The 16,135-nt window shown below is 67.2% G+C and carries 17 protein-coding genes; 12 read left to right on the top strand and 5 right to left on the bottom strand.

What is annotated here, in order from left to right; genetic code table 11:
* Nucleotides 1-159: 159 nt before the first annotated feature.
* The 4 genes from BM002_RS12080 (at nt 160) to BM002_RS12065 (ending at nt 3,984) form a co-directional block, all read left to right on the top strand.
* The gene (locus BM002_RS12080; RefSeq protein ID WP_092781236.1) at nt 160-921 is read left to right on the top strand and encodes a DeoR/GlpR family DNA-binding transcription regulator; all 762 of its coding nucleotides are present in this window, start codon (nt 160-162) and stop codon (nt 919-921) included.
* 91 nt (nt 922-1,012) lie between these two features.
* Nucleotides 1,013-1,591, top strand: coding sequence for a TRAP transporter small permease (locus tag BM002_RS12075; protein WP_245749234.1), 579 nt, complete (start codon nt 1,013-1,015; stop codon nt 1,589-1,591).
* 2 nt (nt 1,592-1,593) lie between these two features.
* A complete protein-coding gene (locus BM002_RS12070) occupies nt 1,594-2,886 on the top strand; it encodes a TRAP transporter large permease (protein WP_092781230.1) in 1,293 nt (430 codons plus the stop codon).
* Nucleotides 2,887-2,916: 30 nt separating this feature from the next.
* Nucleotides 2,917-3,984: a TRAP transporter substrate-binding protein gene (locus tag BM002_RS12065; RefSeq protein WP_092781227.1), complete on the top strand. Its 1,068-nt coding sequence runs from the start codon at nt 2,917-2,919 to the stop codon at nt 3,982-3,984.
* 89 nt (nt 3,985-4,073) lie between these two features.
* On the opposite strand, the gene BM002_RS12060 is transcribed toward BM002_RS12065, so the two are convergent.
* Nucleotides 4,074-4,544: a tetratricopeptide repeat protein gene (locus BM002_RS12060; RefSeq protein ID WP_092781224.1), complete on the bottom strand. Its 471-nt coding sequence runs from the start codon at nt 4,542-4,544 to the stop codon at nt 4,074-4,076.
* Between the two features lie 27 nt (nt 4,545-4,571).
* Here BM002_RS12060 and BM002_RS12055 point away from each other — a divergent pair, with 27 nt between their 5' ends.
* The 8 genes from BM002_RS12055 (at nt 4,572) to BM002_RS12020 (ending at nt 13,522) form a co-directional block, all read left to right on the top strand.
* Nucleotides 4,572-5,834, top strand: a complete 1,263-nt coding sequence (locus tag BM002_RS12055) for a cytochrome-c peroxidase (protein ID WP_092781221.1) — start codon at nt 4,572-4,574, stop codon at nt 5,832-5,834.
* Nucleotides 5,831-6,676, top strand: coding sequence for a PfkB family carbohydrate kinase (locus BM002_RS12050; RefSeq protein WP_092781217.1), 846 nt, complete (start codon nt 5,831-5,833; stop codon nt 6,674-6,676). Before BM002_RS12055 ends, BM002_RS12050 begins: the two co-directional genes overlap by 4 nt.
* Nucleotides 6,667-7,701 (top strand): tagatose 1,6-diphosphate aldolase, encoded by a 1,035-nt coding sequence (locus BM002_RS12045; protein ID WP_092781213.1) that lies wholly within the window; start codon nt 6,667-6,669, stop codon nt 7,699-7,701. The genes BM002_RS12050 and BM002_RS12045 overlap by 10 nt, the downstream gene beginning before the upstream one ends.
* Nucleotides 7,702-9,033 carry a hypothetical protein gene (locus BM002_RS12040; protein WP_092781210.1) on the top strand — a complete coding sequence of 444 codons (1,332 nt, stop codon included), beginning with the start codon at nt 7,702-7,704 and terminating at the stop codon, nt 9,031-9,033.
* A complete protein-coding gene (locus BM002_RS12035; protein WP_092781207.1) occupies nt 9,030-10,121 on the top strand; it encodes a Gfo/Idh/MocA family protein in 1,092 nt (363 codons plus the stop codon). The genes BM002_RS12040 and BM002_RS12035 overlap by 4 nt, the downstream gene beginning before the upstream one ends.
* 85 nt (nt 10,122-10,206) lie before the next feature.
* Nucleotides 10,207-11,109, top strand: coding sequence for a hydroxyacid dehydrogenase (locus BM002_RS12030; protein WP_092781204.1), 903 nt, complete (start codon nt 10,207-10,209; stop codon nt 11,107-11,109).
* A 9-nt stretch (nt 11,110-11,118) separates the two neighbouring features.
* Nucleotides 11,119-12,072, top strand: a complete 954-nt coding sequence (locus BM002_RS12025; protein ID WP_092781202.1) for an aldose epimerase family protein — start codon at nt 11,119-11,121, stop codon at nt 12,070-12,072.
* A gap of 4 nt (nt 12,073-12,076) precedes the next feature.
* On the top strand, nt 12,077-13,522 hold the full coding sequence (locus BM002_RS12020) for an NAD-dependent succinate-semialdehyde dehydrogenase (protein WP_092781200.1): 1,446 nt from the start codon (nt 12,077-12,079) through the stop codon (nt 13,520-13,522).
* A 63-nt stretch (nt 13,523-13,585) separates the two neighbouring features.
* On the opposite strand, the gene BM002_RS12015 is transcribed toward BM002_RS12020, so the two are convergent.
* Genes BM002_RS12015 through proC form a run of 4 tightly spaced genes read right to left on the bottom strand, consistent with a single transcriptional unit; the run spans nt 13,586 to nt 16,132 of the window.
* Nucleotides 13,586-14,071, bottom strand: coding sequence for a methylated-DNA--[protein]-cysteine S-methyltransferase (locus tag BM002_RS12015; RefSeq protein ID WP_092781198.1), 486 nt, complete (start codon nt 14,069-14,071; stop codon nt 13,586-13,588).
* A complete protein-coding gene (locus BM002_RS12010; RefSeq protein WP_092781196.1) occupies nt 14,068-15,009 on the bottom strand; it encodes a 2-hydroxyacid dehydrogenase in 942 nt (313 codons plus the stop codon). The genes BM002_RS12015 and BM002_RS12010 overlap by 4 nt, the downstream gene beginning before the upstream one ends.
* The gene (locus BM002_RS12005; RefSeq protein ID WP_092781193.1) at nt 15,006-15,341 is read right to left on the bottom strand and encodes a tRNA-binding protein; all 336 of its coding nucleotides are present in this window, start codon (nt 15,339-15,341) and stop codon (nt 15,006-15,008) included. Before BM002_RS12005 ends, BM002_RS12010 begins: the two co-directional genes overlap by 4 nt.
* Complete coding sequence (gene proC, locus BM002_RS12000; RefSeq protein WP_092781190.1) at nt 15,338-16,132, bottom strand: pyrroline-5-carboxylate reductase; 795 nt, start codon at nt 16,130-16,132, stop codon at nt 15,338-15,340. Before proC ends, BM002_RS12005 begins: the two co-directional genes overlap by 4 nt.
* Nucleotides 16,133-16,135 lie beyond the last annotated feature (3 nt).

Below are 16,135 nucleotides of genomic sequence, written 5' to 3'. Positions count from 1 at the left end.
GCCGGGTCCGTATCCGACCAACGTCCGACGTAGATCACCCGTAGATCACCCGTAGATCACCCGTTCTGAATACCTGAAATTCGCAACCGTTTCCGGACTTGTCGATTTCGTTTCTTTCGTTTTACCCTTGGATGGGGCGAGGGTATCGGGGGGAATCGGATGCTCACACGGCGGCAGCAGAAGATCCTGAGTCTGATCGAGGTGCAGCAGCGGGTGCGTGTCGACGACCTAGCCGCCGATTTCGCCACCTCGCCCCAGACCATCCGCAAGGACCTTCAGGCGCTGGAGCAGTTGCACCATGTGGTGCGCTTTCACGGCGGCGCGACGCTGGTCGGCGGGGTCGAATACACCGCCCCCGCGCAGCGCGAGACGACGGCCGTCGCCGCCAAGCGCGCCATCGGGGCCGCCACCGCCGGGCGCGTGCCGCAGACCTGCGCGCTGTTTCTGAACGCGGGCACCACTACGGCACAGGTGGGCCAGATGCTGTCGGGCCACAAACAGGTGCGGGTGATCACCGACAACGTCGATCTTGCAGCACAAATCCGGGGCTTTCCGGGGCTGGAGGTGATTGTGCCGGGCGGCGCCGTGCGGCGGTCGGACGGCGCGATCCTGGGGGCCGAGGCGGTGGACTACATTCGTCAGTTCCGGGTCGATTTCGCCATCATCGGCGCGGCGGCGCTGGCCGATGACGGAACGCTGCTGGACTACGATCTGGCCGAGGTGCAGGTCTGTCGCGCCATGATGGCGCAGGCGCGGCATGTCCTGCTGGCGCTCGACAGTGGCAAGTTCGGGCAGAGCGCGCCTGTCCGTCTGGGGCATCTGGGGCAGGTCCATACGCTGGTGACCGAAAGGCTGTCGCAGGACTGGGTGGCACCGCTCTGCGCGCAGCACGAGGTGGAGTTGATTTTGGCGGATAGCTGAGGTCTGCTGTTGACAGTTGATTTCGTTTGAGGCGAAATCGAAAGATACGCGCGTCCTTTCGCACGTGTCGGTCACGCGCAGGGGAGGGCACGTGAATTTACTTCTGTCCGTAACCCGATCCCTCGGCGCGCTGAATGCGGGCATGCTGGCGGTTGGCCGGTGGGTCGGCGTGGCCTGCATGGCGCTGATGGTCGTGTTCATCCTGGTGCAGGTCTTTTGGCGCTATGTCCTGTCGAACCCGCTGCCCTGGCCCGAGGAGGCGGCGCGCTTCATGATGCTCTGGCTGATGGTGGTGGCACCGACGGCCTTGCGACGGGGCGGCTTCGTGGCGATCGACATGATCCAGCTGGCCCTGCCCCGGGCGATCGGCGGCACGCTGACGCTTGTGCTGCTTCTGCTGTCGCTGGTGGTGCTGGTCGTTGGGGTCCAGATCGGGTGGGCCGAGATCACGGGGTTCTCGGGGCGGTTCAAGGCCAATGCGCTCTACTATCCGACCGGGGACGGATGGGAGAAGATGCCCAGATCCTGGATGATGGCCTCGCTGGTCGTCGGCCTTGCGATGATGGTGTCGGTCGCGGTCGAGCTGATCCTGCGCCAGATCTTGATGCTTGCGGGACGGGGCGATGACCTGCCGCTGATTCCCGAAGCCTCGACGGTGGGGGCGGAATAGCGATGCTCGTCTGGTTCCTTCCCGTCTTCCTTGTTTTGCTGATGATCGGCCTGCCGGTGTTCTTTGCCCTGCTCGCGGCGCCCGGGCTGCTGCTCTGGCTGAACGGGCAGGAGAAGGACTTCGTCCTGCTCTATCGCAACACCTACAACGGGATGGACAGCTTTCCGCTGATGGCGATCCCGTTCTTCATGCTGGCGGGCGAGATGATGAACCGGGGCGGCATCACCATGCGCCTGGTCGAATTCAGCCAGGCCTGCGTCGGGCATTTCCGCGCGGGGCTGGCGCAGGTCAATATCCTGTCGTCGATGCTGTTCGCGGGCCTGTCGGGGTCGGCGGTGGCCGATACCTCGGCCTTGGGGTCGATGCTGATCCCCGCGATGCAGAAAGAGGGCTATACCCGCAAGTTCGCCGCCGCCGTGACCGCAGCGTCGTCGGTCATCGGGCCGATCATCCCGCCCTCGGGCATCATGATCATCTATGCCTATGTGATGGAGCAATCGGTCGCGGCGCTATTTCTGGCGGGAATCGTTCCGGGCGTTCTGGTGGGCATTGGTCTGATGCTGGTGACCAACGTCATGGCACGTCGCAGGCCGGACGCCTTTCCGGGGCTCAAGCGCCGGGCGACCTGGGGCGAAAAGGGTCAGGCGTCGCTCAAGGCGTTCTTCCCGCTGCTGACGCCTGTCATCATCCTGGGCGGTATCCTTGGCGGTATCTTTACCCCGACCGAGGCCAGCGCCATCGCCGTCGCCTATGCGGCCATCGTGTCGATCTTCATCCTGAGGGAAATGACGTTCCGTGACCTGCCCGAGGTGCTGGGCAAGGCGGCGCTGATTTCCTCTGTCGTGCTGCTGCTGGTGGGCGCGGCGCTTGCCTTCAAGACGGTCGTCGCGCTCAGCCATGCGCCCGAGGCCTTGGCCGCGTTCATCCTGGCGCTTTCGGACAATCCGCTGATCCTGCTGCTCTTGATCAACCTGCTGCTGTTCGTGGTCGGCATGTTCCTCGATGCCGGACCCGCGATCATCATCCTGGGCCCGATCCTGGGCCCGATCTTCACGTCGCTCGGCGTCGATCCGGTCCATTTCGCCATCATCATGTCGGTCAACCTGACCGTGGGGTTGGCCACGCCGCCCATGGGGCTTGTCCTGTTCGTGGCGTCATCGGTGTCGGGCGAACGGGTGGAAACCATCGCCCGCGCGATCCTGCCGTTCCTCGCAGTCGAGATATTCGTGATCTTCCTGATCACCTACGTTCCGGCCATATCACTGACATTGCCGCGTTTTTTCGGCTTTCTATAAGTATCGGTCCAAAAAGGGAGAGAGACCAAAATGAAACTGACCAACATCCTCAAGGCAGGCGCGCTGGCCGCTGTGACAGCACTTCCCACCTTCGCCATGGCGGACGCCCATGCCATCAACCTGCGGGCGACCGCCAACTCGAACGAGAACGACGAGGATTATGACGGCCTTGTGGTGTTCAAGAACTATGTCGAGAATGCCTCGAACGGGGCGATCACGGTCGAGCTGTTCATCGGCACGCAGCTTTGCGGCAACGGCGAGGAGTGCATCCAGGGCGTGGCCGACGGCTCCATCGACATCTATGTCACGACCTCCGGCGGTGCGGCGAGCGCCTTCCCCTACATCCAGATCTTCGATCTGCCCTATCTGATGAGCGATGACCGGATCGCCGAAGAGGTGCTGACCGGCACGAACCTCACCGACAACTTGCGCCGTCGCATGCTGGCGGATTCGGGCGACACCGTGCGGCTGATGACCATCGGAAACACCGGCGGCTGGCGCAGCTTTGCCAACACCGAACGCCGGGTGCAGCAGCCCTCCGACCTTGCCGGTCTGAAACTGCGCACGATCCAGGCCGATCTCGCGGTCGAGCTGACGCAGGCGCTTGGCGCGTCGGCCACGCCGATTGCCTGGCCCGAGCTGTTCACCTCGCTCCAGACCGGCGTTGTCGAAGGGACGGCCAACGGCATCACCGACATCATGGGCATGAAGTTCCCCGAGGCCGGGCTGCAATACCTGACCCTCGACGGGCACAGTTACATGGGCGCGATCTGGGTGATGAACAACGCCAAGTTCCAGGAGATGGACGACGACATGAAGCGCGTCGTGGTCGACGGCTTCGCCGCGCTCCAGCAGGCGACCTTCGCCAGCCCCAAGCGCAAGTCGATCGAAGCCTACGAGGCCTTCGTGGCCGGCGGCGGTGATGTCTATGTGCCGACGCCCGCCGAAAAGCAGGCGTTCCAGGAGGCCGCGCAGCCGGTTTATGAATGGTTCGAAAGCAATGTCGACGGCGGCGGCGAAATCCTGGCCGAGTTCCGGGCCGCCATCGCCGAAGCCGAAGAGCGTGTGAACGCCCGTCGGGCCGCCGAACTGAACTGATCCTTCGTGCGGGGGGCGGTCGTGCATCGCCCCCTGCCATCCATCCGGACCGTTGTCGCGACCGTCGGCCTTTTGATGCAAAAGACCCGTTAGCGGAACGGATACATCCAGACCTTGTAGTCCGCGATCAGCTCATGCGCTTTCGAGATTTCCTCAGGCGTCATCTTCTTGATGACCTCCTCCTGCGACATCGCCGCGTCGGGGTCGCCTCCGATCGTGCTGAGCGCATACCAGAGGTAGGCGCGGATCAGGTCGGGCGCGGGCATCCCGAGGCCAAGCTCATAGTACCAGCCGACCCCCGATTGCGCGCCCGGATGCCCCTTCATGGCGCTGCGCAGGTACCATTCGAAGGCGCGGACCTCGTCCTTTTCGACGCCCAGACCCAGGGCATACATCACCCCGATCAGCTCTTCGGCGTCGGCGTTGCCCGACCGGGCGGCGGGCCAAAGCTCCGCGCGTGCCTCCTCGAAACGGTTGGCCTCCATCAGGTCGCGGGCGGCCTCGATATCGGCCAGCGCCGGGGTCGCACTCAGCATGAGCGCAAGGGCAAGGTGTTTCATGGGGTCCTCCTCGGCCTGAGTTTGGCGATGCCGATGACGCCTGCCAAGGCGGAAGAGGTGGTTTTCCACGACTACAACGCGGCGCGGGCGCGGATCGGCCAGCTGCTGTTCTACGACCCGATCCTGTCGGGCAATCGCAACATCGCCTGCGCCACCTGTCACCATCCCGATCTGGGCACCGCCGACGGCCTCAGCCTTGGCATCGGCGAGGGGGGCGTGGGTCTGGGCCCGCGCCGTACGCCCGGCACCGGGATCGACCGGATCGCCAAGCGGGTGCCGCGCAACGCGCCGGGCCTGTGGAACATCGGCGCGGTGGAGTTCGAGACGTTCTTCCACGATGGCCGCGTGTCGGTGTCGGACCACTACGGCACCGGCTACGACAGCCCGGCCGAGGAATGGCTGCCCGCCGACCTGCCCAACCTTCTGGCGGTTCAGGCGATCTTCCCGCTGACTGCGCAATTCGAGATGGCGGGCAACGTGGGCGAGAACGAGGTGATCGGGGCGGTCAACGACCGGATCGACCTGGGCTGGCCGATCCTGGCCAAGCGTGTGCGCACCATCCCCGCCTATGGCGCGATGTTCGTCGCGGCCTTTCCCATCGACAGCGCCGAAGAGGTGACGATTTCCCATATCGCCATCGCGCTCGCGGATTTCATGAACTCCGAATGGCGCTCGCTGGATGCGCCCTACGATCGCTGGCTGGCGGGGGACGGGGCATTATCACCGGCGCAAGAGCGAGGGCGCGACCTGTTCTTTGGTGTGGCCAATTGCGCCAGTTGCCATTCCGGCCCGCTGTTCACCGACCACGACTTCCACGCCCTCGCCCTGCCGCCCTTCGGACCCGGGCGGACGCGACGCTTCGATCCCGTGGTCCGCGACGTGGGCCGCATGGCCGAGACCGACGATCTGGCCGACGCCTATCGCTTCCGCACACCGTCGCTGCGCAACGTGACCCTGACCGCGCCTTACGGCCACAACGGGGCCTATCCGACGCTCGAAGGAATTATCCGTCACCACGCCGACCCACGGGCGGCTTTCGACGCCTGGACGCCCGAAGCGGCGCGCTTGCCGCGGGCGGATTGGTTGGCGGCCATCGACTTCGTGGTGCGCGACGACGCGCGCGAAATGGCCCGCGTCGCGGCGGCGGTCGACATCGCGCCGGTGGCGCTGACTGAGGGTCAGGTGGCGGATCTGGTGGCGTTTCTGGGCGCGCTGGAAGGGACCGAAAGCCTGCGCGGACGACTGGGTGTGCCCGACGCCGTGCCGTCGGGACTGGCGGTGGACAGATGAGGGTTCTGGTCTGCGGCATCGCGGTCATGGACTATGTCCACCGGGTCGAGACCTTGCCGCAGGGCGGGGCCAAGCACCGGTCGTTCGCCTTCGAGCGGATCGGCGGCGGCTGTGCCGCCAATGCCGCCGTGGGGGCCGCACGTCTGGGGGGCGAGGTCACGCTGATGACCCGGCTCGGGCGCGATGCCACAGGGGACGAGCTGGCCGCGATGCTGACGGCCCAGGGGCTGCGCCCGGCCTTTGCGCGGGGCGGGGCGACGCCGCTGAGTTCCGTCATGGTGGACCGCGCCGGCGAGCGGATGATCGTCAATTTCCCGGGCAGCGACCTGCCCGAGACGCCGCCCCCCGTGCCCGAATTCGACGTGGCGCTGGCCGATTGCCGCTGGCCGCAGGCGACCGAAGCCGTCTTGCGCGCGGCCCGAAAGGCGGGTCGCCCCGCCGTTCTGGATGGCGAGAAATTCACGCCCGCGCCCCTGGCCGCGCTGGCGACGCATGTGGTCTTCTCGGCCCCCGGCCTGCGGGATTTCACCGGGATCGATGCGCTGCCCCGCGCCCTGGCCGATGCCGCCGCGCGCCTGCCCGGGCAGGTCGCCTATACCGACGGGCCAGACGGCGTGCATTGGGCGAACGGCCCGCATGTGCCCGCGCCCAAGGTCCATGCCGTCGACACGCTTGGCGCAGGCGACCTGTGGCACGGGGCCTTTGCGCTGGCTCTGGGCCGGGGGGCCGACCTGACCGCCGCCTCGGCCTTCGCCAATACCGCCGCCGCGCACAAATGCAGCCGCGCGGGCGGCTGGACCACCTATCCGACCCATTCCGAACTGGAGACCCCATGCCCCTGACCCTTACCCCGGGCAAGCAACTCGGCTTTCGCCGCATGGCCGACGACGCCGGTCGCTTCAAGATGACGGCCGTGGATCAACGCCCGCCGATCAAGGGACCGATCGCCGCCCACCATGGCACGCCCGAGGCCCCGTGGGAGGATGTGGCCCGCGCCAAGACCACGTTGATGACCGCGTTGCAGCCTTCGTCCACGGCCATGCTTCTGGACCCGCACTATGCCATCCCCCACGGCTGGCAGGCGTTCGACCCGCGCAAGGGCCTGATCGTGACGCTGGAAGACAGCCTGTTCCGCGAGACCGGGCAAGGCCGCTATTCGTCCGAGATCGACGACTGGTCGGTGGCCAAGATCAAGCGGATGGGCGGCGATGCGGTCAAGGTTCTGGCCTGGTATCGCCCCGACATCAGCGCCGAGGTGAAGGCCGCGCAGCACGATTTCGTCAAGCGCACGGGCGAGGCATGCGCCGCGCTCGACATCCCGTTCCTGTTCGAACTGCTGGTCCATCCGGTCGACAGCGATGCCGAACAGACCAGCGAATACACCGAGATGGCGACCAAGCATTCCGACCATGTGCTCGCCAGCGTGGAGGCTTTTGCCGGGGCGGACTACGGCGTCGATGTCTTCAAGCTGGAAAGCCCGGTGCCCGCCCAGGGGATTGCGGGCGGTGATGCGTCGGTGCAGGCCCTCTTCGACGAGATGGGGCGTCTGGCCGGGCGGCCCTGGGTCATGCTGTCGGCGGGCGCGGGCAAGGCCGATTTCAAGACGGTGCTGGAATACGCCTATGCCGCCGGGGCCTCGGGCTATCTGGCGGGGCGGGCGATCTGGCTGGATGCGTTCCGGTCCTATCCCGACTGGGACGCGATGGAGGCGGGGCTGCGGCGCGACAGCGTGCCCTACATGGCCGAGCTCAACGCGCTGACCGATGCGCGGGCAACGCCTTGGCAGGCGCATGAATGCTATGGCGGCGACGGCGGGGCATTCGTCGATCCCACGGCAGGCTTCCGCCACGGCTATGCGGGGTTCTGAATGAAAATCGGGTTGCTACCGCTGGCGCGTCCGACCTTCGATGTTGCCTATGCCGAGGAAAAACTGGCCATGATGCTGGCCGCGCTGGATGCGTCCGGTCACCAGATCGTCGGGCCGCGCCATTTGCTGATGGAGGCTGACGATGTGGCATTGACCGCGACGGCCGAGGCGGATGTCCTGCTGATCCTTCAGGTCACCTTCACCGATGCCGCCTTTGCCACGCGGGCTGCGACAGCGCATCGGGGCCGCGTCGCGATCTGGGCCGTGCCCGAGCCGCGCACCGGCGGGCGCCTTCGGCTCAATGCGTTCTGCGGCCTGAACCTTCTGTCCCATGCCCTGGGCCTGAACGACCGTCGGTTCGCGTTCGCTTACGGAGATGCCGTCGACCTCGACGCGCTCCTGTCCGGGGCCGAGGTCGCGCCGAGGTTCGGAAGCCCCTCCGCGGCGACGCCGCGTGCGATCCGCCGCGACCTGAAAATCGCGCGGATCGGAGAGCGGCCCGGCGGCTTCGACACCTGCGCCTATGACAAGGCGGCGTTGCGCGATCTGACCGGGGCCGAGGTGACCGAGCTCGAGTTGCCCGACCTGTTCGACCGGGCGCGGGCGCTTCCGGATGACGCCGTTGCGCCCTATGCCGCGAAGGCCGCCGGTCTGGGCGGGGTGGAGACGTTGGACAAGGGTGAACTCGACCGGTCGCTGCGGCTGGCGGGGGCGCTCGATGCGCTGAAATCCGAATTTCGCTTCGACGCCATGGCCATCCGCTGCTGGCCCGAGACCTTCACCGAATACGGCGGCGCGGTCTGCGGGCCGGTGTCGATGCTGGGCGAGGCGCGCACGCCCTGTGCCTGCGAGGCGGATGTCTACGGCGCGGTGACGCAGGCCATCCTTCAGGACGTGGCCGATGCGCCGGTCTTCCTGGCCGATCTGGTGGACATGGACGGCGAGACCGGGGTCGTCTGGCATTGCGGTCAGGCGCCCGTGTCGATGGCGGCCAAGGCGCCGGATGCGACGATCCACACCAATCGCAAACAGGCGCTCTTGCTGGAGTTTCCGCTGAAAGCCGGGCGGGTCACGCTCTTCCGGCTCAGTCAGGCCTACGGCCGACCCCAAGCCGTCATCGCGACGGGCGCGGTGCTGGACCGGCCCATGGCCTTCACCGGCACATCGGGCGTCGTGCAGTTCGACAACCCGGCGGGGGCGGTCTGCGACGACGTGATGGCCACGGGGCTGGAGCATCACATGGCGCTGGCCTACGGCGACCATGCCGAGGCGCTGCGCGGGGTAGCAGCGGGTCTTGGTATCGATGTGGTCGAACTGGGAGCCGCGCGATGATCCGCTACGGCCTGATCGGCGCGGGGATGATGGGGCAGGAGCATATCCGCAACATCGCCCTTCTGGACGGGGCGACGGTGTCCGCCGTGGCCGACCCGGACGAGGGGATGCGCAAGGCCTCGGCCGGACTGTCGGGGGCGCGGGCCTTTGCCGACCCCGAGGAGATGATCGCGGCGGACCTGTGCGATGTCTTCCTGATCGCGGCGCCCAATGACCTGCATGCGGGAATTGTCCAGCGATTGCTGGCAACGGACAAGCCGATCCTGGTGGAGAAACCGCTGGCGACGACGACGGCGGATTGCCGCGACCTGCTGAGCCAGGCGCAGGGGCGGGTCGCGCCGATCTGGGTGGCGATGGAATACCGCTACATGCCGCCGATCCAGCGGCTGCTGCAAGCCGTGGCGGGCGAGGAGATGGGCGCACCGCGCATGGTGTCGATCCGCGAACACCGCTTTCCGTTCCTGCCCAAGGTCAACGACTGGAACCGCTTCAACGCGCGCACCGGCGGGACGCTGGTCGAGAAGTGCTGTCACTTCTGGGACCTGATGCGCCTGCTGCTGCAATCCGACCCGATCCGGGTCTATGCCAGTGCCGGCGTGGACGTGAACCACCGGGACGAACGCTATGCCGGGGGTATTCCGGACATCATCGACAACGCCTATGTCGTGGTGGATTTTGCCAATGGAACCAGGGGGATGCTGGACCTGTGCATGTTCGCCGAAGGCTCCTATTGGCAGGAGAGCGTGGCGGTCACCGGGCCCAATGCGCGCTGTGAGGCGTTCATTCCGGGGCCTGCGCGGTTCGCGCCGGACGGGCAGCCGCGCGAAGCGGAATTCGTGACCTCGATCCGGGCCCTGAAGCAGGAGGTGCGGGAGGTGATCCACACCCCCGAGGCCTTGCTGATCGCGGGGGACCACCACGGCTCGACCTTCTTTCAGCACCAGCGTTTCTGCGATCTGGTGCGGACCGGAAAGGGGCGGCCCGAGGTGTCGCTGGAAGATGGATATTGGTCCGTTCTGGTGGGCGAGGCGGCCGAGGAGTCGGCGCGGTCGGGCCATGCCATCGACCTGCAGGCACGGGGGATTTGATGGGTGATCCACGGGTGATCTACGTCGGATATACGTCCGACGCGATTTGCGCACCCTTGCGGGTCAAAAGTGAAAGATATGTGCGATGATACTGATCACCGAATTCATGGACGACACCTGGGTCGACTGGCTGCGCGCCCGCAGCGAGGTGACCTATGAGCCGGACCTGCCGGATCGGCCCGAAGACCTGGCGCGGCTGATCGGATCGGCGCAGGCGATCATCGTGCGCAACCGGACGCAGGTGCGCGGCGACCTCTTGGACGCGGGGTTCACCTGTGTCGGGCGGCTTGGTGTCGGCCTCGACAATATCGACATGGAGGGCTGTGCCGCCCGCGACATCACCGTCTTCCCGGCCACCGGGGCCAACACGCTGTCGGTGGCGGAGTACGTGGTGACGACGGCGGCGGTCCTGCTGCGCGGAGCGTATATGATGCGGCCCGCGATGGAGGCGGGGACCTGGCCGCGCGGGCCGGCGGGCAAGGGACGGGAGATTGCGGGCAAGACCCTTGGCCTGATCGGCTATGGCGAGATCGCGCGCAAGACGGCGGAACTGGCCCGGGCGTTCGGCATGACCTGCATCGCCCACGACCCCTATACGCGCGGGTTTCCCGGCGCGACCGAATGCCCGCTGGCCGAGGTGATCGCGACAGCGGACGTGCTGTCGCTGCATGTGCCGCTGACCGAGGAGACGCGGCACATGCTGGACGCGCGGGCGCTGGCCACGATGAAAAAGGGGGCGGTTGTAATCAATGCGGCGCGGGGCGGCGTGGTGAACGAGGCGGCGCTCTGCGCGGCACTGCGGTCGGGCAACCTGGCCGGGGCGGCGCTCGATACCTTCGAGATGGAGCCTCTGGGCGCGGACAATTCTTTTGCTGGCGTTCCCAACCTGATCCTGACACCGCATATCGGCGGCGTCACGGTCGAGGCGAATGCCCGTGTTTCGGAAATGACGGCGCGCACCGTGGCGGCGCACCTCGGCTTGGACTAGGGACGCGGAATGGATCTGAACCGACATGTGATTTCGGGCCACGGCCTGACGGCGACCTTTACCGAGTGGGGGGCCGCGCTGGTCGACCTGCGACTGGACGGGGTCGGGCATCCGTTGGTCCTGGGGCTAGCCGTTCTGGGCGACTATGCCGCCGGGCATTCCAGCTATATGGGCGCGACGGCGGGGCGGGTGGCCAACCGGATCGGCAACGCGCGCTTCACGCTGGACGGGGTGGAGCATCGCACCGACCCGAATTTCCTGGGCCGACACACACTGCACGGCGGATCGGCGGGCATCGGCAAGCGGGTCTGGGACGTGCTGGAGCGCGGGTCGGATCACATCCGCTTCGGCATCGATCTGGACGATGGCGAAATGGGGTTTCCCGGCGCGATGCGGATCGAGGCGCTGTTCACCTGTGCGCCCGGGGCCTGCCTTCGGGTCGAGTATACCGCGACCTGCGAGGCGCCGACGCTCTGCAACATCGCGCATCACAGCTATTGGAACCTGTCGGGGTCGGCGGACGTGTCGGACCATTATCTGACCGTCGCGGCGGACTGCTATGTGCCCGTGGACGACGACCTGATCCCGACGGGCGTGGCCGATGTGGCGGGGACGGAGTTCGATTTCCGCGCGGGGCGGAGCCTGCCGGGGGCGGGATTGCTGGATCACAACCTCTGCCTGTCGGACGCGCGCGGGCCGCTGCGCGATGTGGCGGTGCTGCATGCGCCGGGCCTGTCGATGGCCATCGCCACGACCGAGCCGGGGTTGCAGGTCTATGACGGCGCCAAGCTGAACACGCCGGTGCCGGGGCTGGACGGGCGGCGCTATGGCCCTCATGCCGGCGTCGCGCTGGAGCCGCAGGTCTGGCCCGATGCGCCCAACCATGACGACTTTCCCGACTGTGGCCTGCGCCCCGGCGAGACCTATCATCAAATCACGACTTTCACCTTTTCAAAGGACTAGACCCATGGCGTTCACCGACTGGATGAAGCAGGCAAATCTTATCGACGGCAAATGGGTCGGCGCGGACGGCGGGGCCACCATCGACGTGACGAACCCGGTGGACGGGTCGGTCATCGGGACCATCCCCAAGGGCGGCAAGGCCGAAGCCGAGCGGGCCATCGACGCCGCCTCGGCCGCCTTTCCGGGGTTCCGGGACATGTCCCTGATGGAGCGGTGCAACCTGTTGTGGAAGCTGCACGACGCGCTGATGGACAACCAGAAGGATCTGGCCGAACTGCTGACCGTCGAGATGGGCAAGCCCATGGCGGAATCGATGGGCGAGATCGCCATCGGGGCGCAATACGTCCGCTGGTTCGCGGAAGAAGCGCGCCGCGCCAAGGGCGAGATCGTGCCCGCCGGGGTCAACGGGCGGCGCATCCTGGTGACCAAGCATGCCATTGGGGTGGTCGGGATGATCACGCCCTGGAACTTCCCGTCGTCGATGCTGGCACGCAAGATCGCGCCCGCGCTGGCCGTCGGCTGCACCGTGGTGGCCAAGCCCGCGACGGCGACGCCCTATTCGGGACTGGCCTGGGGCGCGCTGTGCGAGGAGGTGGGCTATCCCAAGGGGGTGGTCAACGTCGTCACCGGGTCGGCGCGCGAGATTTCCAAGGCGATGATGGAGAGTTTCGAGGTCCGCAAGATCACCTTCACCGGCTCGACCGAGGTGGGCAAGGAGTTGATGCGGGGGGCTGCCGACACGGTCAAGAAGGTGTCGATGGAGCTGGGCGGCAACGCGCCCTTCCTCGTGTTCGACGACGCCGATCTGGAGAAGGCGGTCGAGGGCGCGATGGTGTCGAAGTTCCGCAATGCGGGCCAGACCTGTGTCTGTGCCAACCGCATCTATGTGCAGTCGGGCATCCATGACGCCTTCGTCGCCAAGCTGGTCGAGAAGACGAAGGCGATGAAGGTCGGGGACGGGCGCGAGAAAGGTGTCGAACAGGGGCCGATGATCGACATGGACGCGGTCGAGAAGGTCGAGGAATTCGTCGCCGACGCCAAGGCCAAGGGCGCCCGGGTCGAGACCGGCGGCGGACGGCACGGCAACGGCGGCACCTTCTTCGAGCCGACGGTGATGACCGGGGCGACCCAGGCGATGAAGTTCGCCACCGAAGAGATTTTCGGCCCCCTGGCCCCGGTGTTCCGCTTCGAGACCGAGGAGGAGGCGATCTCGATGGCCAACGACACGGTCTATGGCCTGGCCTGCTATGCCTACACGTCGGACTTGGGCCGGGCGTTCCGCCTGAACGAGGGGCTGCAATACGGGATGATCGGGATCAATTCGGGACTGATCACGACCGTTGAGGCGCCCTTTGGCGGGGTCAAGGAGTCGGGCCTTGGCAAGGAGGGCGGATCGCAGGGGTTGGAGGATTACCTCGAGACGAAATACGTCTGTATCGACGGGATCTGAGGGCGGGAGCGAGGGGGCCGGCCCCCTCGCGCTCCCCCGGAGTATTTGCAAAGCAGAGAAGGGTCAGATCAGGCGCGGCGTGTCGGTCTGATGGGGCGCGCGTTCGTGGGCGAGGAGCCTGCGTTTGTCCGACAGGTCGCCCGAGAAGCCACCGAGGGAGCCGTCGGCGGCCACGACACGGTGGCAGGGGATCAGGATCGGGATGGGGTTCGCGCCATTGGCCTGACCCACAGCCTGGGTGCCCCGGGGCTGGCAGATGGCGGCGGCGATATGGGCATAGCTGACGGTCTGGCCCGGAGGGATCGCCTGAAGCGCGTGCCAGACGCGGCGCTGGAACGGTGTGCCCTTGGGGCGAAGCGGCAGGTCGAAGGCGCTGTGGCCGTCGTTCCAATAGGCGTCGATCTGGCGGCGGGCTTCGGCAAAGGCGTTCGGGTCTTCGGTCCAGGTGGGGTCGGGCGCGGTGCCCGGCCAATCCAATCGGGCAATGGCAGTGCCGTCGCCCACCAGAAGGATGCGCCCGAGCGGGGTGTCGTGGCCGACCCAGATCATACCGGGTTCGGTGGAGTGCGCCCCTCGGCGATGGCGATGGCGTTGTCGAGCGCCATGCGACCCATGTCTTCCCGTACCTCGAGCGCGGCGGTGCCCAGATGGGGCAGCAGCACCACGTTTTCGAGGGCGCGCAGGGCGTCGGGCACGATCGGTTCGCGTTCATAGACGTCGAGGCCCGCGCCGCCGATCCGGCCCGATTGCAGCGCGTCGATCAGCGCCGCCTCGTCCACCACGTCGCCGCGCGCGATGTTCACCAGGATGGCATGGGGTTGCATCGCGGCCAGGGCTGTGGCGTCGATGACATGACGCGTCTGGGGCGTGGCGGCGACCGCGGTGACGACGATATCGGCGGCGGCGCAGACCTGGGCGACGGTTGCCAGTTGCCGCGCGTCCGCCACCGCCTTGGGCGAGCGGTTCCAGAACACGACCTGCATCCCGAAGCCTGCGGCACAGCGCCGGGCGATGGCCTGGCCGATGCGGCCCATGCCGATGATGCCCACGGTCTTGCCCGAGACATGCATGCCGAGCATCTGGACCGGGTGCCAGCCTTCCCAGAGGCCGGCGCGCACCATCCGCTCGCCCTCGCCCGCGCGGCGGGCGGCCATCAGAATCAGTGTCATGGCGGTGTCGGCGGTGGCATCGGTCACGGCCCCGGGGGTGTTGGTCACCACAAGCCCCGCGGCCCGCGCCGCGGCGACGTCGATGTGATTGTAGCCGACCCCGAAGTTGGCCAGCCCCCGGGCGCGGATCGGGCCGGTGAAGGCCCCGCTGGTGAAGGCGTCCCCCAGGGTCGGCAGGATGACATCGTGATCGGCCAGCGCGGCTCGGCATTCGGCGAGGTCCATGGGCGCGGTCGTGTCGCGGCAGGTCACGTCGAAGCGGTCGCGTGCGGCGACCATGATGCTGTCGGGAAGGGCGCGGCTGATCAGGAGTTTCAATGCATGCGCCCCCCCTCGGGCACGGGTTGGTCGGGTGACAGAAGGACGACTTCGCCATCGGCGTCGGGCAGGCCGAGGACCAGGACTTCGGACATGAACTTGCCGATCTGGCGGGGTGCGAAGTTGACGACGGCCACCACCTGTCGGCCGATCAGCGTTTCGGGTGAATAATGCGCGGTGACCTGGGCCGAGGTCTTGCGCTCGCCGATGTCGCCGCCGAAGTCGATCCACATCTTGATGGCGGGCTTGCGCGCCTCGGGGAAGGGTTCGGCGCGGGTCACGCGGCCCACGCGGATGTCGACCTTGAGGAAATCGTCGAAGTCGAGGCTCATCCCCGAAGCTCCCGGCTGCGGTCGGCGGCGGCGGCGACGGTGCGGGTCATGAGGTCGGGAAGCTCTTTCATCAGAACCTCCAGCCCGGCCTGGGTCGTCCCGTTGGGCGAGGTGACGTTGACGCGCAATTGCCCCGGGTCTTCGCCGGTCATGGCCAGCGCGCCCGCCCCGGCCACGGTGGCGCGGGCCAGTTGCAGGGCGAGGTCGGGGGACAGGCCCTGGGCCACGCCCGCCGCCGCCATCGTCTCGATCACGTGGAAGACATAGGCCGGACCGGAGCCCGAAAGGCCGGTGACGGCATCCATCTGGTCCTCGGTGTCGAGCCGCACCACCTCGCCCACGGCGGCGAGCATCCCCTGGGCCAGGTCCAGATCGGCGGGGGTCGCGGCGGCGTTGCCGATGATGGCGGTGATGCCGCGCCCCACGGCGGCGGGGGTGTTGGGCATGGCGCGGACCACGCGGGCCGATGCGCCGAAGGCCGCCGCATAGGCCGAAAGCGGCGTGCCCGCCGCCACCGTGACGAAAAGCGTGTCCGTCAGCGACTGCAATGCGGGCAGTGCGGCGCCCATCATCTGCGGTTTCACGGCGATCAGGGCGACGGCGGGGCTTGGGGGCAGGGGTGTGTTCAGCGCGACCCCGGTGCCCGTCAGCCAATCGGAGGGGTTCGGGTCGATCACCGTGACAGCCGACGCGGACAAGCCCCGGTCGAGCCATCCGGCCAGCATCGCGCCGCCCATCTTGCCGCAACCCAGAAGCACGAGGCCGCGCGTGTCGAGTTCGGTGAAATCCATGGT

Source organism: Jannaschia pohangensis (assembly GCF_900113875.1).
GTDB lineage: Bacteria > Pseudomonadota > Alphaproteobacteria > Rhodobacterales > Rhodobacteraceae > Jannaschia > Jannaschia pohangensis.
This window is presented reverse-complemented; position numbering and strand designations above follow the sequence as displayed.

Bases quoted from the DNA above. Each gene is read 5' to 3' on its own strand.
- BM002_RS12070 (WP_092781230.1), top strand. From the start codon at position 1,594: ATGCTCGTCTGGTTCCTTCCCGTCTTCCTTGTTTTGCTGATGATCGGC.
- BM002_RS12065 (WP_092781227.1), top strand. From the start codon at position 2,917: ATGAAACTGACCAACATCCTCAAGGCAGGCGCGCTGGCCGCTGTGACA.
- BM002_RS12080 (WP_092781236.1), top strand. From the start codon at position 160: ATGCTCACACGGCGGCAGCAGAAGATCCTGAGTCTGATCGAGGTGCAG.
- BM002_RS12045 (WP_092781213.1), top strand. From the start codon at position 6,667: ATGCCCCTGACCCTTACCCCGGGCAAGCAACTCGGCTTTCGCCGCATG.
- BM002_RS12040 (WP_092781210.1), top strand. From the start codon at position 7,702: ATGAAAATCGGGTTGCTACCGCTGGCGCGTCCGACCTTCGATGTTGCC.
- BM002_RS12005 (WP_092781193.1), bottom strand. From the start codon at position 15,341: ATGAGCCTCGACTTCGACGATTTCCTCAAGGTCGACATCCGCGTGGGC.
- BM002_RS12035 (WP_092781207.1), top strand. From the start codon at position 9,030: ATGATCCGCTACGGCCTGATCGGCGCGGGGATGATGGGGCAGGAGCAT.
- BM002_RS12030 (WP_092781204.1), top strand. From the start codon at position 10,207: ATGATACTGATCACCGAATTCATGGACGACACCTGGGTCGACTGGCTG.
- BM002_RS12025 (WP_092781202.1), top strand. From the start codon at position 11,119: ATGGATCTGAACCGACATGTGATTTCGGGCCACGGCCTGACGGCGACC.
- BM002_RS12020 (WP_092781200.1), top strand. From the start codon at position 12,077: ATGGCGTTCACCGACTGGATGAAGCAGGCAAATCTTATCGACGGCAAA.
- BM002_RS12050 (WP_092781217.1), top strand. From the start codon at position 5,831: ATGAGGGTTCTGGTCTGCGGCATCGCGGTCATGGACTATGTCCACCGG.
- BM002_RS12055 (WP_092781221.1), top strand. From the start codon at position 4,572: ATGCCGATGACGCCTGCCAAGGCGGAAGAGGTGGTTTTCCACGACTAC.
- BM002_RS12015 (WP_092781198.1), bottom strand. From the start codon at position 14,071: ATGATCTGGGTCGGCCACGACACCCCGCTCGGGCGCATCCTTCTGGTG.
- BM002_RS12060 (WP_092781224.1), bottom strand. From the start codon at position 4,544: ATGAAACACCTTGCCCTTGCGCTCATGCTGAGTGCGACCCCGGCGCTG.
- proC (WP_092781190.1), bottom strand. From the start codon at position 16,132: ATGGATTTCACCGAACTCGACACGCGCGGCCTCGTGCTTCTGGGTTGC.